This is a genomic window from uncultured Anaerofustis sp. (genome assembly GCF_938029165.1).
Classification (GTDB): domain Bacteria; phylum Bacillota; class Clostridia; order Eubacteriales; family Anaerofustaceae; genus Anaerofustis.
Genome location: NZ_CALHFB010000030.1, coordinates 163,875 through 183,111 on the forward strand (window position 1 = coordinate 163,875; position 19,237 = coordinate 183,111).

The following is a 19,237-nucleotide window of genomic DNA, read 5'->3' on the forward strand; positions in this document are numbered from 1 at the left end:
TTATATCATATAAAAACAATTAAATCTAATTTACATTCATTAAAGGTTTATTTATTTTTTTGAAATATATAATTTTATTTAATCAATATAGATTAAATAATAGACTTATTCAATATTAACAAAGTCTGCTTAAAACAAAAAAAGACAATTATATATTGTCTTTTTTATATTTCTATTTTTTAACTCTGTCAAAATATGGACTTTTTCCGCTGATACTTATAGGGATACCTTCCCATAAAATATCTTCACCCTCAGCATAATCCATTTCCTCGGCTACTTTTCCTATCGAAAACATGACTCTGCTGTCAACCCTGTTATCAGCGGCAACAGAAACGGCTGAGCCTATAGCAATACCTAAATCCAATGTATTAAAAGCACATCTTCCGCCTAACTTTTTATTTTCACTGCAGTTTTCAAATCCGCAGAACGAGCAATGAGGAAGTCCTGTATAAGCCTTTTTTACACCAATCAATACTACTGCATCCGAAGCTCTGAGGTTTCTTCCGTCCCTTACATAATGCCCTTCTGTTTCTCCGAATTCTCTTAAATAAACTTCTTCCATTTTATCTGCAAGTTCATCCTTTTCTTTTCCGGTTAAGACAACGGTTACGATATTGTCTACACCTTTTGCCTTTGGCGCGGTTCTCGCAGCGGCACACATCTTTGCGGCAGTTTCTAAAACAGCTTTTTCTTCCATTTGTTTTTCATCGTAAAACATTTTTATATCTCCTTTTTATTTATATAAAATATACTTTATATAATTTTTACAAGTATCATTGCAAGTCCAAGAACAGCAAGAACTATACCCGTTATCCTGTTTAACTTTTCGGGAGTTGATTTATTTGCAAATAATGCAGCCACTCTCGCACCTACAAATGTAGCTATTATACAAGTTATAAGAGCAGGTATATCCGGGGTAGTACTTATGGCAGTGTGAGATAAAAATCCTGTAAATGCAGTAAAAGTCATGATGAAAACACTTGTACCGACAGCAGTCTTAAGTTCATATCCAAGAACACTCGTTAAAATAAGAAGCATCATCATACCGCCTCCGGCACCTATAAATCCGCATATAAAACCAATCAGTATACCACAAATAATAGAACTTATGATCATGGATTTTTTATCTTTTTTCTCCAAATTTTCTTTAGTAGTCATAACGGGTTTTACTATAAATTTGATACCCAGTAAAAATGTCATGAATACAGAAAAACTACCCATTGTGGAATTGGGTACTATTGAAGCTATATAACTTCCCACGACGGTAAATATTAATACTGCGATAAGCATTATAATCCCGTTTTTAATATCTATATTTTTATTTTTGTAATATATGTAAGCAGAAACTGCAGAAGCTAAAACATCCGAAGCCAACGCGATAGAAACAGCTTCATACGCATTAAATCCCAAGAATGTAATTAGCATGGGAGAAATAACCGCCGCCGCAGAAAGACCTGCCAAACCGGTTCCTATCCCTGCACCAAGCCCTGATATAATATAAATCAAATAATTAAAAATCATAAAAACCTCTCAATATAAATTTACTTAAATAAAATACTAATTATCAATATCTAATTTATTTAAACTATCTAAAGTTTTTAATAAATTAGTGAAATTTTCTTTACCTATTTTATTTTCGATATCTTTCTGAGCATTTTCCCACAATGGTACAGCCGAATTTAAAAGAGTTTTCCCTTTTTCGGTAAGCCTTACTTTTTTATTTCTTTCAGATATATCTGAAATATCTTCTATTAATTGTTCTTTAAATAAAGATTTTAAATTTCTTACCACGGTAGTTCTTTCAAGTCCTACTTTAACTGCAATCTCGCTTACCGAAGCAGGTTCTATCTTTAATATATTTTTAAGTAAAGAAAACTGATTTATTGTAATACCAACTTCTTTTAAATAATTGTCATAATATTTTGTAACTATATTTGCCGCTCTTCTAAAATTAATACAATAACAGCTATATTTTTTTGAATTATCCATACCCTCACCTTTTCGTGTATATACACCATAACACTTTATAAAAACTTTGTCAATATATTTAATTTATACGATATCTTCAAGTTTAAATTTTATGACTTTCTTTAAGTCATTTATTTTTACTTCAACCTGATATCCAACTTTACCGGCAGAGAATATAAAAGTATCAAATTCTTCTGAGGTTATATCAACGACAGTTGTAAATAATTTCTTCATCCCTATAGGAGAACATCCCCCATGAACATATCCGGTAAGCGGTAAAAGCTCTTTTTCTTTTATCATATTAATAGATTTCTCACCTACACTTTTTGCGGCTTTCTTCAAATCAAGTTCTTTATTTACGGGAATGACAAACACATAATGTTCTTTGGATTTACCTACGGTAACTAAAGTTTTAAAAACTTGATTTTCATTTTGATTTAAATACCTAGCTACTTCCCTTCCGCTTATAGCTCCTTTTTCCTTATATGTATAACTTTTATATTTAATATTCTTTTTATCCAATATCCTCATAACATTCGTTTTTTCACTCATCATTGACCTCTTTATAAGTAATTTAAATTAATTTTAACACATGATAATTTTTCTTTCAATTTTTGTAAATAAAAAATACCTTATTTTCATAAGGTATTAAAACTATATATCTACATCACTAAATAATTTTACCGACTTTTTATATGTAAATATATTAGATATAATGAATATAAATATACTGACAATTAATATCATTATTTTTCCAAATAAGAATATATTATCGGGAGTATCTATATAATTAATTACAAAGGGAAAAATATGTGTAGATGATTCAATTATTATCATAAGTATAGTAGAAAATATTGAAGCTATACAAAATGAATATCCCACTTTATTTACATTCTTATAATAATGTGTAAAGAATACATAATTATATATACTATATATCAAAAATCCCATTGCCAATAATGAAATATTTGCATCGAGTCCCGCCAGATTAGGTGTATATACAAATATATTTTTTATAATTATAAAAGGTATAAGTAACAAAACTTGAGATATTTCAATAAGGCAAACAAATAATATCCTGGCTTTCACAATATCACTTCTGTCTATGGGAAGAAGCATTGAATAATATATATCCTTAGTTTCTCTGCCGTTTAAAGATATAAAAAATATTCCTAAAATACTATAGAAAAATATGACCATATAAGGATAATTGGGTATCATTACCATTGATGATAATAGTAAAAATACATATGTACTCGGATGAACAGCAAGTTTTAATTCTTTATATAATATATTTTTCATTATTTTCATCCCTCTCTAAATGTATCATTATATTTTCCAAATCAGTATTAATTAATTCATAATAATCTTTTAACTTTTCCTCTGCCTTTATAATGCCTTCACAACCATATTTAGTTTCTTTTATTCCTATTAGATTTTTATTATCTTCAACTTTATAATTTTCTTTGTTTATTCTTACACATTTAAATTTATTTATCAAATCATCATAAGTTTCATTTAAAATGATTTTTCCGTTTTTTATATATATGATATTGTCTGCACATCTTTCCAAATCTGATGTTATGTGAGTAGAGAAAAATATCGTTACCTTTTCTTTATTTATAAGCTCTAAAAATATATCTAAAAGTTCTTCCCTCGAAACGGGATCCAACCCGCTTGTGGGTTCATCAAATATCAATAACTTTGCATTATGAGAAAGTGCAAGTATCAGAGAATATTTTACTTTCATTCCTTCGGATAATTCACAGGGTTTCTTATTTTCATCGATATTAAATTTATTCATATAATCCTTATATGCTTCATCATCCCAGTTGTCATAAAATCTCTTCGTAACAGAAGTTATAACTTTGATAGGTTTTAAAGAATAATAATCTATACCTCCGCTTACAAAACCAATATATTTTTTTATTTTATTTATATTATCTCTGTTATATTTTTCAAAAAAAGTTATATCGCCGTCATCGATTTGAATAAAATTCATAATAGATTTAATTGCGGTCGTTTTACCCGCTCCGTTCCTACCTATAAATCCTACTATTTTACCTTCATCAAGAGAAAATGATATATTTTTAAGTTCGAACTTTTCATACTTTTTATTTAAATTTTCTATATTTAATACTTTCATTTTATTATGTCCTTTTCTTATTTATCTTTTAATATCTCGTCTGTTATAGGTTTGAATATTTCTGTCTTAGCAAGAGCCAATCCTTTATTTATATCACCTAAAAATATAAGATAATCTCCTGCATTGATATTAAAAATTTTTCTTGCTTCTTTAGGTATAACTATTTGTCCCCTATCGCCGACTTTTACAGTACCAAATAAATATTTGCCTTCATCATCATCGGATTTATCATCTACATCATCGAGTAAATACCTCACCAAAGTATCGATAGTTACCGAGTAAACATTGGATAGTTCCAATATACTATATAAATCAGGTATACTCTCTCCTTTTTCCCATTTTGCTATGGCTTGCCTGCTAACACCTATCTTCTCTGACAACTGTTCCTGAGTCAAACCGTTATTTTTCCTTAAGTCTTTTAAATTTTTGTAAATCATGACTCTTCTCCTTAATTCAAAAGTATAAATTTAATATAGAAAATTTAAAACCAACCAATATTTACATTTATGTTATATTTAGTTGCAAAATATAATTTAAATATATCATCATTTATCCAATAATAATATTATTATTTCCATGTTTATATTTTTATAAAATAAAAAAGACAGGTAAAAACCTGTCTAAAAAATACTAAATATCATTAATCCGATAATTTCTTTTGATTATAAACAAATACGAATACAGTTGCAAGAACCACCAAGTTTACCATCATGATAGAAACTCGTAGGAAAGTAAAGTTATTTGCTATATCAAATATAATAGTCATCAATTGTCCGCTGTATAATCCCATTGCAATGGTAGATAAAAATCCGCTTCCTGTACCCGATGCAATTAGTGGAACAAGTGCGAACAAAATTGTTATAGGTGTACTTGCAGCAGCTACATTCGAACCCGACTTAACAATTACCCCTATAATAGCACCAAGTATCGTTGAACATAGTATACCGAGCATTACTATAAGTAAAAACTGAGGTATATATATAAGCTCTAAATTTAAAAGAGGCAAAAACAAACATGAAGTAACTATATTAAGTACGAATACAAAACTACCTACACCAAGCAGATACTGTAACGGTTTAACATTTGATAGTATCAGTACTCTTAAAGTTTGTTTATCTTTTTCCTCTGCAATAAGTGCAGCAGTAATCATCAAAGGTATCATAGATATATGCATTGTAAGGAAAATAAGCGGATTTGTTCCTGCATTTCCTTTCATCATTGCTGTTATCAAATATGCAAATACAGGGAAAAGTAAGAATAAAAATACTATTCTGTTACTTCTAAGTGCATCTTTGATTTCTTTAACAAAAATTGCTTTTATTTTTCTAAGTGATGTTGACATTATATTAACTTCCTTCCTGTAAGAGCAATAAATACTGTTTCCAAGTTAGGTTCAGAAGAGTGGATAGATACGACTTCATTGTTTCTGAAATGATTTGCTATCTTATCGGCACACTCACTGTTATTTAAATATCTTACTATATTACCAGATTTAAGAAGTAATTCGACTTCATTTTTTTCATTATACTGTCTGCATAATTCGTCAGGAACACCATACTCAACAATAACACCTTCATTAAGTAACGCTACATGATCACAAAGCTTGGTTGCCTCTTCCATGTTATGTGTAGTTAGGAATATAGTAGTACCTTGTTCTCTAAGTTCAAATAATAATTTATGTACTTTCTGAGCTGTTAAAGGATCAAGACCGCTTGTAGGTTCGTCTAAGAATATAAGTTCGGGTTTATGCAGTATAGCTCTTGCTATAACAAGTCTTTGCCTCATACCTTTTGATAAGTTACCCGCTTTTTCCCACTTAGCATCCGCTAAATCTACTTTATCGAATACATCATGAACTTCCTGTCTTGATATATTATGTAAATCTGCAAAGAAAAGAATATTATCAAAACAAGTAAGTCTTTCATAAACTCCGCTGTCGTCAAGAACCATACCTATTCTTTCATAATCTGCATCTTTAAGTCTTATACATTCTTTATTAAATACTTCTGCAATACCAAGATCCGAAGGGATCTGACCTGTAAGGATTTTTATCAAAGTGGTTTTACCTGCTCCGGAAGGACCTAAAAAACCTAATATTTCACCTTTATTTACATTAAAAGTTACATCTTTTAATGCTTCTTTTTCGCCGAACTTCTTGTTAACATGTTCCAGCTTTATAACTATGTTTTTATTTTTCGCCATACAATACCTCGTATAAATTTTACTTAAATATTATAGTAATTTTTAAAACTTATATCTCATTATATATTGTTTAAAATCAGTAGTCAACAGTTTTGAAATTTACTTTTATTTACATAATAAAAAAAGACTAAAATACTAAATAGTCTTTATTCTTCGATTATATGATTATCTATTATCGCATTTATATCTTTATATAAAAACTTTTTAAGTACCTCGAGTTTTACAGGCTCATTATATAATATTACATTATAACAAGTTGAATTTACAAATTCCAATATGGTATAAAGCATAAGTTCATGATTATCAAATTTATATCCTGATGTGTCAATCAAATCGTAAAAATATTTTTTAAATTTATTATCTTCTTCATTATCCTCTATTATTACTTTCTTAAATACGGCCCAGCTTAAATTTTTAGCAATGAAACTCAACATAATTGGACTTTTATCCAGTAAATCAATTATATAATCCACTATAAATATTATTTTATCATGGAATTCACTTATATTTTCTTTTTCTAAAGCTGATTTTGCTGCATTAAAAATTTCCGTAGACTTATTGAAAATAAGAGTATCATTAATATCATATTTATTTTTAAAGTATAAATAGAAAGTTCCTTTTGCAACTTTAGCTTTTTTAGTTATATCCGATACAGATGTTTTTTCTATTCCTTTTGTTATAAATAAGCTAAATGCAGAATCTAAAAGAGCATCTAATTTTAATTTCTTTTTATCTTCAATAATCCCCATTTTTATATCTCCTTACTTTAAATATTATTATATTAACAGAGGAAAGTCAATTATTAAATCAAAATAATTGACCAAAAGTCATTTTTTATTTATTATATATTGACTAATGGTCATATTAGTATTATAATCTTCTACAATAATAAAATGACTAATAGTCATTATTTAATATATACCTTCATATATTAAACTTGAGGAGGAAATTATATGATAAAAATATCTGAAAAAATAGTAAAAAATAAAATACTGATTTTAATAATAAGTTTACTTTTATTGATCCCGTCAGTAATAGGATTTGTTACTACAAGGATAAACTATGATATATTATCATATCTGCCTAAAGACCTGGATACGATGAAAGGTCAGGATATACTCATCGATGAATTCGGTAAAGGCGGATTTGGTATGTATATAGTTAAGGGAATGGAAGATAAAGACATATCAAACTTGAAGACCAAAATAGAAAATGTAAAAGGTGTTGAATCGGTAATATGGTACGACGATATAATGGATACATCTGTACCGAAAGAAATACTTCCGGATAATATTTATAAGGAATTTAACAACAAAGAAAATAATGAAACATTAATGGCAATTTTCTTTAAAGGAAGTATGGGGTCGGATGAAACGATGAAAGCTGTGGAAGAGATAAGGAGTATATCCGATAAACAATGTTTCTTAAGCGGTATGTCATCTGTAATAACAGATATAAAAGAGGTCGTCAATCAGGAAACAGTGGTTTATGTAATAATAGCAGCTATTCTTACATCTATAATATTAGCTGTTTCAATGGATTCATTTATGATCCCTGTATTCTTTCTGCTCAGTATAGGCATGTCCATATTATATAACCTCGGAAGTAACTTCTTCTTAGGAGATGTATCATTCATAACAAAAGCATTGACTGCAGTTCTTCAGCTTGCCGTTACAATGGACTATTCGATTTTTTTATATCACAGTTATCAGGAAGAACTCGAAAACTTTGACACAAAAAATGAAGCAATGGCAAATGCCATAACAAATACATTTACTTCGATAGTAGGAAGTTCCATAACAACTATAGCAGGATTTTTAGCTCTTTGTTTTATGACATTTACTCTCGGACTTAATCTTGGAATAGTAATGGCAAAGGGCGTAGTGATAGGTATTATATCCTGCGTTACAATACTGCCTTCATTTATACTTACTTTTGAAAAGACAATCAATAAAACAAAACATAGAAACTTTATGCCGAACTTTGATAAGTTATGTAACTTTATAGTTAAAAACTATAAAATATTTGCTTTACTGTTTGTAATAATATTGATACCTTCTATTTACGGATATAAAAATACAAAAGTTTACTATAACTTAGCTGATACACTCCCTGCTGAAACAGAAAGTATAGTTGCAAATAATGCATTAGTTAAAGATTTTGATATAGGTACAACACATATGATACTTGCAGATAAAAATCTATCCAGAAAAGATACCTATAATATGATAAATAAAATAAAAGATGTAAAAGGTATAAAAGATGTCTTATCACTGGATTCTATAGTAGATCCTTCTGTACCCGATGAAATGATACCAAGCGACGTGAAAGAATTATTAGAAAGCGATAAATATAAACTAATAATAATAAATTCATCTTACAAAACCGCATCAACAGAAGTAAACAATCAAATAACAAGTATAAATAACATTACAAGTGAATACGATAAGAACTCACTGGTGATAGGAGAAGCCGCATGTACTAAGGATTTAATAGATATAACAGACAGAGATTTTAAAGTTGTAAGTTATATTTCAATAATAGCAATACTTATTATAATAGCCTTCGTATTTAAATCAATATCCCTTCCTATTATATTGGTTTCAATTATAGAGTTCGCTATATTTATAAATATGGGTTTACCTTTCTATACAAATACCACGATACCATTTATAGCTTCTGTAGTTATAGGTACTATACAGCTTGGAGCTACGGTAGATTATGCAATCCTCATGACAACGAGATATAAAAGAGAAAGGACTAACGGACTTAGTAAAAAAGAGTCTGTGACGATAGCTCTTAAAACATCAATAAATTCAATCATAGTAAGTGCTTTGGGATTTTTCTTATCAACTCTCGGAGTTTCTGTTTATTCAAAAGTGGATATGATAAGTTCTCTTTGTACTCTTTTATCAAGGGGTGCGATCATAAGTATGTTTACTGTTATATTCATGCTTCCATCAGCATTGATGATATTTGATAAACTAATAATAAAAACAAGTTATAAATTCAATATAGGTAATAAAGGAGAAGTTTTAAATGAAAAATAAAAACAAAATAATCGCAGGAGCTTTATCTTCGTTACTTGTAATTTCTACATTTACTCCAAGTATATTTGCAAAAAGTTCAAAAGTAACTAAAGAAGAAAGCGTATATGTAATTGCAGACCAAAACGGTAATGTAAATAAAAAAATAGTAAGCGACACTTTAAAAAACACAAAAAAAGGTGATAAAATCGAAGACAAATCTAATCTAAGAGATATAAAAAATGTTAAAGGAAAAGAAACATTCAATAAAACTTTTTCTAAAGTAATATGGAACAGTGAAGGAAAAGATATAACTTACCAAGGAACATCAAATAAAAAACTACCTATAAGTGTAAAACTATCATATTACTTAAATGGAGAAAAAGTAAGTGCAGAGGATATAGCACATAAATCAGGAAAATTAAAAATAAGATTTGATTATAAAAATACAACATTCAATAATAACCCGTTTATGATAGTTTCAGGGATGATAATGGATTCTAAAAAAATAAGCAATGTAAAAGTTACAAACGGAAAATCAGTTGATGAAGGAGATAATACATTAATCATAGGGTACGGTTTTCCGGGAATGGATGAGTCTTTAAGTATGAAAGGAGTAGATATACCTTCATATTTTGAAGTAAGTGCCGATGTAAAAGACTTTACATTTGACGGAAGTATGAGTTATGCTACGAATGAAATATTTAGTGACATAGACTTATCCGATGTAGATAGTTTAATGGATTTAACAAATTCTTTAAGTAAACTTTCAAGTGCTTCAAACAGCCTTGTTGAAGGATCAGATGAATTATATAAAGGAATTACCACTTTAGTAGATAAATCGGGAACACTTACAACAGGAGTAGATAAATTAAATAAAGGTGCTAAAAAATTAGCCGATGGAAGCAAACAGCTAAAAACAGGAGCAAATGATATAAAAAACGGAGCAAACACTTTATCTAATAAAATAGATACTCTTTCAACGAGTTTAAAAACAGCAAAAGAAGGAGCTTCTACATTAAAGGGAGGTTTAAATACAGCCGGAAGCACTTTAAATCAAACAATAGCTTATAATGAACAAGTAAAATCAGGTATTGATACCATGATAAGTCAATTAAAGAGTGCAGATCCTTCAAATCCGATGATTGCACAGCTTGAAACGATGTCAGGTACACTAGACCAAACTATCAAAGGTCAAAAGCAAATATCTTATAACCTAACTACATCATCTAATTCCGGAGGAAATCCAACAATTATGAAAGGTGCTTCTGACTTACAAAGCGGACTTTCTCAGATATATGACGGAAGTAAATTGTTAAAAACACAGGGAAGCGATAAAATAGCTATAGGTGCAAATGATTTAATAAATAAAGGTATCGATCCATTGATATCAGGAAGCAATGATTTAAGTGACGGACTTAATACACTTCAAAAAGGAAGCAGTCAACTGATAAGCGGGATAAATAAATTACAAAAAGGTTCTAAGCAACTAAAAGAAGGTATGAACCAATTTGATAAAGAGGGTATAAGTAAACTTGTTGAAGCTGCCGGAAGTATAGATAACTTAAAGTCTAGGCTTCATACAACTATAGATAAAGCTAATGATTATAATAATTTTTCAGGAATATCAGATAATATGAATGGAAGTGTTAAATTTATATATAAAACAGATGCTATAGAATAAAGTAATTAAACTCAATAATATTGTAAATATAAAAAAAGGATTGATCTAATTCAATCCTTTTTTATATATCATTTAAACTTTATATATTATTTTAAAGCCATGAGTAGCTCTAATTAAATATTAAATAAACTTTATAAGTCAATTATATATATTTATTTAAAAGTCCTTCAAAACCTTTTAAATCATCTTCATCGGGATGAGTAAGAGCATTATCAAAATTATTGATCATACCTTTAATGTTTTCATCATTGGGATTTACATCTAAAGATTTTTCATATCTTTTTCTAATTCCAATACCCATTTTCCCCTGACACATATAATAATCTATTACTTCACAGCTATCATTAATATCCTTTTTTATATTATTGATAATCTTATTATAATATTCTTTACTACTCATAAAACCTGCGGTACCAAATAATATAATTTTTTTATTTTCTATTTTACTTAATAGTTTTTTTATATTATCGGCAGCACTTCCTTTATCGGTCCAAAATCCCACTAATATTATATCTTCATTATTATCAATATAATTATCTTTATACTCTTCAAATTTAACTATATTATTTTTTAATATATCATATGCTTTTTCGGCAAGCAGCTTTGTATTTCCGGTTTTTGATTCGTAATAAATACTATATTTCATTTTAATTCTCCTTATTAAAAAAGACCATAAGGTCTTTCTTAGTTAGATATTCTAACAGGCATTATTAGATAAGTGAACTTATTTGAACTTACAGGCTTAATCAAACAAGGACTGTTAGAACTGTTAAATTCTAATATAACTTTTTCATCTTCGATAACTTTAAGTGCATCTATAACATATCTGCTGTTAAAAGAAATATCCAAATCTTCGCCGCTTAAATTTATATTTATATTTTCTTCAACATTACCGTAAGCAGACTTACTTGTAAGTAGTAAATTATTATCGGTAAAATGAAGTGTTATAAGATGAGCTCTTCCTTCATCGGAAATAATCGCAGCTCTTTCACAAGCAGACAATAACTCGTTTTTATTCATTTTAACTATTGTTTTACTTTCTTTAGGTAAAAGATTACCGTAATCTATAAATTGTCCCTGAAGAAGGCTCGATACCAACTGAGTCCTTCCGATGTTTGCAACGAACTTTTTATCATTGATATTTAAAAATACATCATCATCGTAATTTGTAAGTATTTTATTGAGTTCATTTAATGTGCTCGAAGGAACTACACACTTAATGTTATTCATATATCTTTCTTTTGATTGTTCGCTTCTTATAGCCATTCTAAAGCCGTCTATTGCAACAAATTTAATATCTTCGTCGTTATTTTCTATTAATATACCGGTTAGTATAGGAGAAACAGAATCCGAAGTCGCACATGCAAAAGATGTTTCTTTTACCATATTCCTTATAACGTGGTTGTCCATTTTTATAAAATCATTTATATTATAAACTTCTTTGTTAGGGAATGTTCTATGGTCCATAGCAGTAATATTAAACTTTGAATTTAAACAAGTAAGTTTAATATTATTGTTCTCATCTGCATCTATCTCAACTTCACCGTTATCAAAACTTCTGACTATATCACTTAGTATTCTTGAATTTATTAAAAGTTTACCTTCTCTTATTACTTTAGCATCTATTATCGTTGATATTTGTATCTCTTTATTAGTAGCATATAAAGAAAGTACATCATCATAACTTTCAAGTAGTATACCTTCCAAAGATCCTACATTTCTAAGAGTTGTTGCTTTACTTACCGTTACAAGTGCTTTTAAAAATTCATTTCTATCAACTTTTATGTTCATTTATGAGTATCCTTTCTGTTATAGAATTAACTGCCATTTTTATCTTTATAGAATTATTAATTATTAAAGAGTAATAGTATTAGTAGTGTTGATAATGTTGATAAGTCAAAAATCTATTTTTATCAGCTGATTTCATCGATTTTTTCATGTTAATAATTAATAATTTTATTAGGATAACTATCTTAATAAGTTGTTACTTACTATTTTTTATTTCGAGAGTTATCTTCTTTATTTCTTCTTCAAGTGTTCCGTTTGTCTTAAGTTCTTCCTTTATTTTATCATAACCGTGGATTACTGTCGAATGATCTCTTCCTCCGTAGTAATCTCCTATTGCAGGAAGTGAACTGTCTGTTAGCTCTCTCGCTAAATACATGCTAATCTGTCTCGGAAAAGCTATATTCTTAGTTCTTCTTTTAGATAAAATATCGGCTTTACTTATATTGTAATAATCACAAACTACTTTTGTAATCAAATCCATAGATATTTTTTTATCGCTTATATCAATTATATCTTTTAATTGTTTTTTTACAAGGTCTAAAGTTAAAGGTTTGTTATAAAATTCATTGAGAGCCATTACTTTTAATAATAAGCCTTCAAGTTCCCTTATATTGGATTCTATATTTTCAGCTATATAATTAAGTATTTCGTTACTTACCTGATAATTTTCTTCTTTTGCTTTTTTTCTAAGTATTGCAAGTCTTGTTTCAAAGTCAGGCATAGATATATCACATATAAGTCCAAGAGAAAATCTGGAACGAAGCCTGTCTTCAAGATGAGGAATTTCTTTTGGAGGTTTATCGGATGTTAATATTATCTGTTTATTTGAACCTTGAAGTGCATTGAATGTATGGAAAAATTCATTTTGTGTTTCATTTTTTCCCGCTATAAACTGAATATCATCAATCAATAATACATCTGCATTTCTGTATTTATTTCTAAACTGTACATTGGTTTTATTTTGTATAGCATCCAAAAATTCATTTAAGAATTGTTCGCTCGATAATAAAACAACTTTTTTTGTAGGGTCTTTTCTTAGTATATGCTGTGCTATTGCGTGCATTAAATGTGTTTTTCCAAGTCCCACTCCCCCATATATAAAAAGAGGATTATATTTTTTAGCCGGAGCATCAGCAACAGCCAAAGATGCTGCATGAGCAAATCTGTTATTTGGACCTACCACAAAAGAATCAAATGTATATTTTGGATTGAATTGTATATAAGAATTATTATATACATTATATTCCACACTTTGTTTTGGTTCTGCAGCTGCAATCTCATCTATGGCTTCATTTTCACTATAAACCATATCATTTGATGATGCTACTACGAATTTAACTTTAATATATCTTTGAGTATAATATTTTAAAGCATTTTCAACAAGTACTGCATATTGCCCTTCAAGCAGTATTTTATTTCCTTCGTCGGGAACTTGTAGAAAAAATGTATCATTTTCATAAGCTAAAGGTGTTATTGATGTTTCGAAATATTCTTTAAACACAAAATCAGATAATTCATCTTCTAAATATTCCAGTGCATTGTTCCATAATTCCGTTTTAAAAGACATTTTAACCTCCAAGTAATAATATAAATATCAATAGTAAACAATCATATATAAATGTGAAAATAATAAAATTCAACTTATAAATTTTATTAACATCTAAGTTATCAACATATAAACGAACTTAAAATCGACATATTTTCCTAAAAAAGCAGAAAAAAAATAGGCTTATTAATAATTTACCCACAATAAATGTTAATAACTTTTATAATATATGTAGATAAGTGATCTTTTTATCTATTATAACAAAAAATGCTAAATTATCAACATTTATTTTAAGTGTTATAAACAGTGTAAATATGCTATATTTCTACTATATATGCTATTATTTTTATAATTTACTAATGTATTTTGTGTTTTATAAATATATTTGTTATAAAAAAGGTTAAAAAAATATTATTAAAATTTATGTTAATAAAAAATATACTTATTCAAAGATTATTTATAAGTATACTAATAATAAAAGTTGAAAAATAAATAAATTAATTTTTTAACAATCTGATTAAATAAAATAAATTAAATATTAAAAAAGTCCTGATTTAAATCAGGACTTTTTATTAATTTTGATTTCTTCCACAGCATTTTTTATATTTTTTACCGCTTCCGCAAGGACATGGATCATTTCTTCCCACCTTATTTTTATTAACTACAGGTTTCTTTTTTGCAGGTTCTTCTCCGTCGTTTACATACATTTCTTTAGGAGCTTCGTTTACTATTTCTTCTACTCTTTCCATGTGGAATAAATATTTAACGGTATCTTCTTTTATTACTTCATTCATTTCTTCAAACATACCAAAACCTTCCTTTGTATATGCCTGAACAGGATCTACTTGTCCGTAAGCTCTGAGGTTGATACCTTGTTTTAATTGGTCCATATTATCAATATGTTCCATCCAATTTGAGTCTACTACTCTTAAAAGAACAAGTCTTTCTAATTCTCTGAGTTCCTGAGATGAAAATTCTTCTTCTTTTTTCTTATATAATGTATATACTGCTTCTTTTATTGTATCCTTTAATTTTTCTTTACTGTCTATGGAATTATCAAAATCCATTTTAAGGTCAAAGATATTAAATATATTTTCTTTGATTTTATCAAAGTTCCAATTATCTGTAAAATGTTCTTCTGTCGTGAAAGATTCAACTATATTATCGATAATAGAATCTATCATTTCTCTTATTGCATCGGATACATCTTCACCTTTAAGCACTTTCTTTCTTTGATCATAAATAACTTTTCTTTGTTTATTCATTACATCATCGTACTGAAGTACATATTTTCTTATTCCAAAGTTCTTACCTTCTATTTGCTTTTGAGCATTTTCTATCGTTCTGGTAAGCATTCTGCTTTCTAAGGCTTCGTCTTCTTCCAAGTTTGTTTTACTTGCAAAGTTTTGAATTCTTTCTCCGCCGAAAAGTCTCATTAAATCATCTTCCAGAGAAATGAAAAATTGTGAAGAACCTGGGTCACCCTGTCTACCGGATCTACCTCGAAGCTGATTATCTATTCTTCTGCTTTCGTGTCTTTCTGTACCTAGTATATGAAGACCGCCGAGTTCTTTAACTCCTTCTCCGAGAACTATATCAGTACCTCTACCTGCCATATTTGTGGAGATTGTAACTGTTCCCATTTGACCGGCATTAGCTATGATTTCAGCTTCTTTTTCATGGAATTTAGCATTAAGTACACTATGTTTGATACCTTCTCTTTTAAGAAGTTTGCTTAATCTTTCACTGTCTTCGATCGCTATTGTACCAACCAAGATAGGCTGACCTTTAGTATGTCTTTCTTTTATTTCATTTATAATTGCTTTTTCTTTACCTTTTTTTGTCGTAAAGACCGCATCTCTCATATCTTCTCTGATTAGAGGTTTATTTGTAGGTACTTGAAGAACGTTCATATTATATATTTCTTTGAATTCTTCTTCTTCAGTTTTGGCTGTACCAGTCATACCTGCAAGCTTATTATACATCCTAAAGTAATTTTGGAATGTTATTGTGGCAAGTGTAACACTTTCTCTTTCTACTTTTACGCCTTCTTTTGCTTCTATTGCCTGATGAAGTCCTTCTGAATATCTTCTTCCTTCCATAATTCTTCCGGTAAATTCATCTACTATCAAAACTTCTCCGTCTCTTACAACATAATCTCTGTCTTTAAACATCAATGTATTTGCTCTCAGTGCTTGATTTATATGATGTTGAAGTTCCATATTGTTGATATCGGATAGGTTTTCAATATTGAATGCTCTTTCGGCTTTTGCTATACCTTTTTCAGTTAAGTTACATGTCTTTTCTTTTTCGTCTACCGCATAGTCTTCTTCTTTTTTAAGAGTTTTTATGAATGCATTGGCATCATAATATCTTTTTGTACTTTCATTTCCGCTTCCTGAAATAATAAGAGGAGTTCTTGCTTCATCAATCAAGATACTGTCGACTTCATCGACAATGGCATAATTAAGGTCTCTTTGGACCATTTCATCCATTTCTGTAACCATATTGTCTCTTAAGTAATCGAAGCCGAATTCATTGTTTGTACCATATGTTATATCTGCATCATATGCTGCTTTTTTTTCTTCAAATTCAAGACCATGAACGATAAGTCCAACGTTTAATCCTAAGAAATTGAACATTTTTCCGTTCCATTCGCTGTCTCTTTTTGCCAAGTAATCATTGACGGTTACTATATGAACACCTTTACCGTCAAGTGCATTTAAGTATGCGGGAAGTGTAGCCATCAATGTTTTACCTTCACCGGTCTTCATTTCTGCTATATTTCCTTGATGAAGAATGATACCGCCTATCAGCTGAACTTTAAAATGTCTAAGTCCGAGTATCCTGGTTGATGCTTCTCTTACTGTAGCAAAAGCTTCAACGAGCAGATTATCTAATGTTTCGCCATTATTTAATCTTTCTTTGAATTCTATAGTTTTATGTTGTAGATCCTCATCGCTTAAAGCAGAATATTCATCTGCCAACGCTTCTATTTTATCTGCAGTTTTTTCTAATTTTTTAATTTCTTTAGTGTCTAAAGATTTTGCAACCGCTCCAAGTAATCCCATTTATAAATCCTCTCTTTTAACGATTTTCGTAAATTATATTGTATCATACTATAAGTTAAAAAATGTAAAATTTAAGCAAATTTTAATATAAATCAGTAATTTATTAATTAATTTTAATTATTATAAGTTGTGTATCTTTTTAAAACTTCATTATTCATTAAATAATAATTTGCAAAGTCAAAAAGATCATCTTGCGATATATCCATTTCATATAAAATATCAGCATTTATATCATCCAAATTTTCGATATTATTTTTTTCATTCTCATTAATATTTCTCTTACCTTTTACTTTTTCTTCCATTATCATGTCATAAGTTATATCAGTTTGGTCTTTATGTTTTATAAATGCATATTGATCATAATTACTGTAATAATGAATTATTATGTACTCTTCTTTATCTAAAGGATATTCGTTAAAAGAATATTTTTTTACAATATTATTTTTTGATAAAGAAAATTTGAAAATATACTTATTAAAATCAGTTGTATGATATAAATTTAAACTATTATTTTTTAATTCATAATTATAACCGAACTTTTTCATTTTATTATAAATTAGCTTTCCATTATTACTGTCATATTTATAATCAAGTCCTAACATAATCAAAAAAACTATAATTATAATGATAAAAAAAGGAATAATTATAAAATAAATTTTCTTTTTTAATTTTTCCATTTTATTTCCCCTAATAATCTTATATAAGTATTATTATATCATACCAATAAATAATACTTTATAATAATATATTGTTTTATAAAAATATAGTTATTTGTGTTATACTGTTTTTGATATATTTTACTTTAAATATTTATTATATATGAGGTGTTAATAATGATATTATCTGGAAAAGAAATAGAAAAACATATCGGAAAAGAAATAGTAATAGAACCCTATGATAAAAATAGAATAAATCCTAACAGTTATAATTTATCATTATCTAATGAGCTGCTTGTTTATGATAATGATTTACTTGATATGAAAAAGGAAAATAAGGCTTCAAAAATTATAATTCCGGACGATGGACTCATACTGGAACCAAATAAATTATATCTCGGCAGGACAAATGAATTTACGAAGACGAATAAATTTGTTCCTATGCTTGAAGGTCGTTCTTCAACAGGAAGACTGGGATTATTTATTCATGTAACAGCAGGCTTCGGTGATATCGGTTTTGCGGGATATTGGACACTTGAGATTTTTTGTGTTCAGCCTATAAAAATTTATCCTAATGTAGAAATATGCCAAATTTATTTTCATGATATCCACGGAGATTATGATTTGTATACAAGCGGTAAATATCAAAATAATACCGGGATACAGCCAAGTTTAATGTTTAAGGATTTTGAAGAGTAAATTTAAATGATGCTTATTAACTAAGCATCATTTATTATTATTTTATATAAGCCCTTATTTAACTTTATATTTATTTCTTATTATTTTTTGCTTTTTTATTTTAATGTTTTTTATTCTGTAAAAAATATTTAAAATAAATTAAAAAAGGGGGTTGACAAGAAAGATTGTGTGCGATATAATAACAAGGCTCTCTTGAGAGGGGGAGCGGGAAGCACATTGAAAATTAAACAACGATAGGACCCGGAGATTTAGATTAGCCGTAAGGCTAATTTGAGTTAAAAAAGAGAGTACTAAAAGTACAAACAGTAAGTAAGGCGCAAGCGGAAGCTTGGGCGAAGGAATAGATTAGTAGCTGTTTTAAGCGAGAGCGAAAAGACAGATATTAATACAACAAACTAGAGAGTTTGATCCTGGCTCAGGACGAACGCTGGCGGCGTGCCTAACACATGCA

General features: G+C 28.5%; 18 protein-coding genes and 1 rRNA gene. 4 read left to right on the forward strand and 15 right to left on the reverse strand.

Annotated features, from left to right (window positions below; translation table 11 throughout):
- Positions 1-172: 172 nt before the first annotated feature.
- The 10 genes from Q0516_RS03795 to Q0516_RS03840 all read right to left on the reverse strand — a co-directional run bounded on the left by Q0516_RS03795 (position 173) and on the right by Q0516_RS03840 (position 7,065).
- A complete protein-coding gene (locus Q0516_RS03795) occupies positions 173-718 on the reverse strand; it encodes a ferredoxin domain-containing protein (protein WP_294466157.1) in 546 nt (181 codons plus the stop codon).
- Positions 719-753: 35 nt separating this feature from the next.
- Complete coding sequence (locus tag Q0516_RS03800) at positions 754-1,521, reverse strand: sulfite exporter TauE/SafE family protein (protein ID WP_294466160.1); 768 nt, start codon at positions 1,519-1,521, stop codon at positions 754-756.
- A 36-nt stretch (positions 1,522-1,557) separates the two neighbouring features.
- Entirely contained in the window at positions 1,558-1,989 is a 432-nt protein-coding gene (locus tag Q0516_RS03805) for a MarR family winged helix-turn-helix transcriptional regulator (protein WP_294466164.1), read from the reverse strand.
- A gap of 63 nt (positions 1,990-2,052) precedes the next feature.
- Entirely contained in the window at positions 2,053-2,520 is a 468-nt protein-coding gene (ybaK, locus tag Q0516_RS03810) for a Cys-tRNA(Pro) deacylase (protein WP_294466168.1), read from the reverse strand.
- Positions 2,521-2,622: 102 nt separating this feature from the next.
- A complete protein-coding gene (locus Q0516_RS03815) occupies positions 2,623-3,270 on the reverse strand; it encodes an ABC-2 transporter permease (protein WP_294466171.1) in 648 nt (215 codons plus the stop codon).
- On the reverse strand, positions 3,251-4,114 hold the full coding sequence (locus Q0516_RS03820) for an ABC transporter ATP-binding protein (RefSeq protein ID WP_294466174.1): 864 nt from the start codon (positions 4,112-4,114) through the stop codon (positions 3,251-3,253). Before Q0516_RS03820 ends, Q0516_RS03815 begins: the two co-directional genes overlap by 20 nt.
- Positions 4,115-4,131: 17 nt before the next feature.
- Positions 4,132-4,551, reverse strand: coding sequence for a helix-turn-helix transcriptional regulator (locus Q0516_RS03825; RefSeq protein ID WP_257480147.1), 420 nt, complete (start codon positions 4,549-4,551; stop codon positions 4,132-4,134).
- A 203-nt stretch (positions 4,552-4,754) separates the two neighbouring features.
- Positions 4,755-5,456, reverse strand: a complete 702-nt coding sequence (locus tag Q0516_RS03830; RefSeq protein ID WP_257480148.1) for an ABC transporter permease — start codon at positions 5,454-5,456, stop codon at positions 4,755-4,757.
- Positions 5,456-6,316, reverse strand: a complete 861-nt coding sequence (locus Q0516_RS03835) for an ABC transporter ATP-binding protein (protein WP_294466182.1) — start codon at positions 6,314-6,316, stop codon at positions 5,456-5,458. The genes Q0516_RS03830 and Q0516_RS03835 overlap by 1 nt, the downstream gene beginning before the upstream one ends.
- Before the next feature lie 146 nt (positions 6,317-6,462).
- Entirely contained in the window at positions 6,463-7,065 is a 603-nt protein-coding gene (locus Q0516_RS03840; protein ID WP_294466185.1) for a TetR/AcrR family transcriptional regulator, read from the reverse strand.
- A 204-nt stretch (positions 7,066-7,269) separates the two neighbouring features.
- Between Q0516_RS03840 and Q0516_RS03845 the strand changes: the two genes are divergently transcribed.
- Entirely contained in the window at positions 7,270-9,366 is a 2,097-nt protein-coding gene (locus tag Q0516_RS03845) for an MMPL family transporter (RefSeq protein WP_294466186.1), read from the forward strand.
- Positions 9,356-11,026: a hypothetical protein gene (locus Q0516_RS03850; RefSeq protein WP_294466188.1), complete on the forward strand. Its 1,671-nt coding sequence runs from the start codon at positions 9,356-9,358 to the stop codon at positions 11,024-11,026. The genes Q0516_RS03845 and Q0516_RS03850 overlap by 11 nt, the downstream gene beginning before the upstream one ends.
- 142 nt (positions 11,027-11,168) lie before the next feature.
- Here the strand turns inward: Q0516_RS03850 and bilS are convergent, their stop codons facing one another.
- The 5 genes from bilS to Q0516_RS03875 all read right to left on the reverse strand — a co-directional run bounded on the left by bilS (position 11,169) and on the right by Q0516_RS03875 (position 18,108).
- Positions 11,169-11,672: a flavodoxin family protein BilS gene (bilS, locus tag Q0516_RS03855; RefSeq protein ID WP_294466191.1), complete on the reverse strand. Its 504-nt coding sequence runs from the start codon at positions 11,670-11,672 to the stop codon at positions 11,169-11,171.
- 38 nt (positions 11,673-11,710) lie between these two features.
- A complete protein-coding gene (gene dnaN / locus Q0516_RS03860) occupies positions 11,711-12,817 on the reverse strand; it encodes a DNA polymerase III subunit beta (protein WP_257480154.1) in 1,107 nt (368 codons plus the stop codon).
- Between the two features lie 193 nt (positions 12,818-13,010).
- Complete coding sequence (dnaA, locus tag Q0516_RS03865; RefSeq protein ID WP_257480155.1) at positions 13,011-14,381, reverse strand: chromosomal replication initiator protein DnaA; 1,371 nt, start codon at positions 14,379-14,381, stop codon at positions 13,011-13,013.
- A 551-nt stretch (positions 14,382-14,932) separates the two neighbouring features.
- On the reverse strand, positions 14,933-17,431 hold the full coding sequence (gene secA, locus Q0516_RS03870; RefSeq protein ID WP_294466197.1) for a preprotein translocase subunit SecA: 2,499 nt from the start codon (positions 17,429-17,431) through the stop codon (positions 14,933-14,935).
- A 113-nt stretch (positions 17,432-17,544) separates the two neighbouring features.
- Entirely contained in the window at positions 17,545-18,108 is a 564-nt protein-coding gene (locus Q0516_RS03875) for a hypothetical protein (protein WP_294466200.1), read from the reverse strand.
- A gap of 156 nt (positions 18,109-18,264) precedes the next feature.
- Here Q0516_RS03875 and dcd point away from each other — a divergent pair, with 156 nt between their 5' ends.
- The gene (dcd, locus tag Q0516_RS03880) at positions 18,265-18,786 is read left to right on the forward strand and encodes a dCTP deaminase (protein ID WP_294466203.1); all 522 of its coding nucleotides are present in this window, start codon (positions 18,265-18,267) and stop codon (positions 18,784-18,786) included.
- Between the two features lie 392 nt (positions 18,787-19,178).
- Positions 19,179-19,237 (forward strand): 16S ribosomal RNA (locus Q0516_RS03885); the annotation flags it as partial.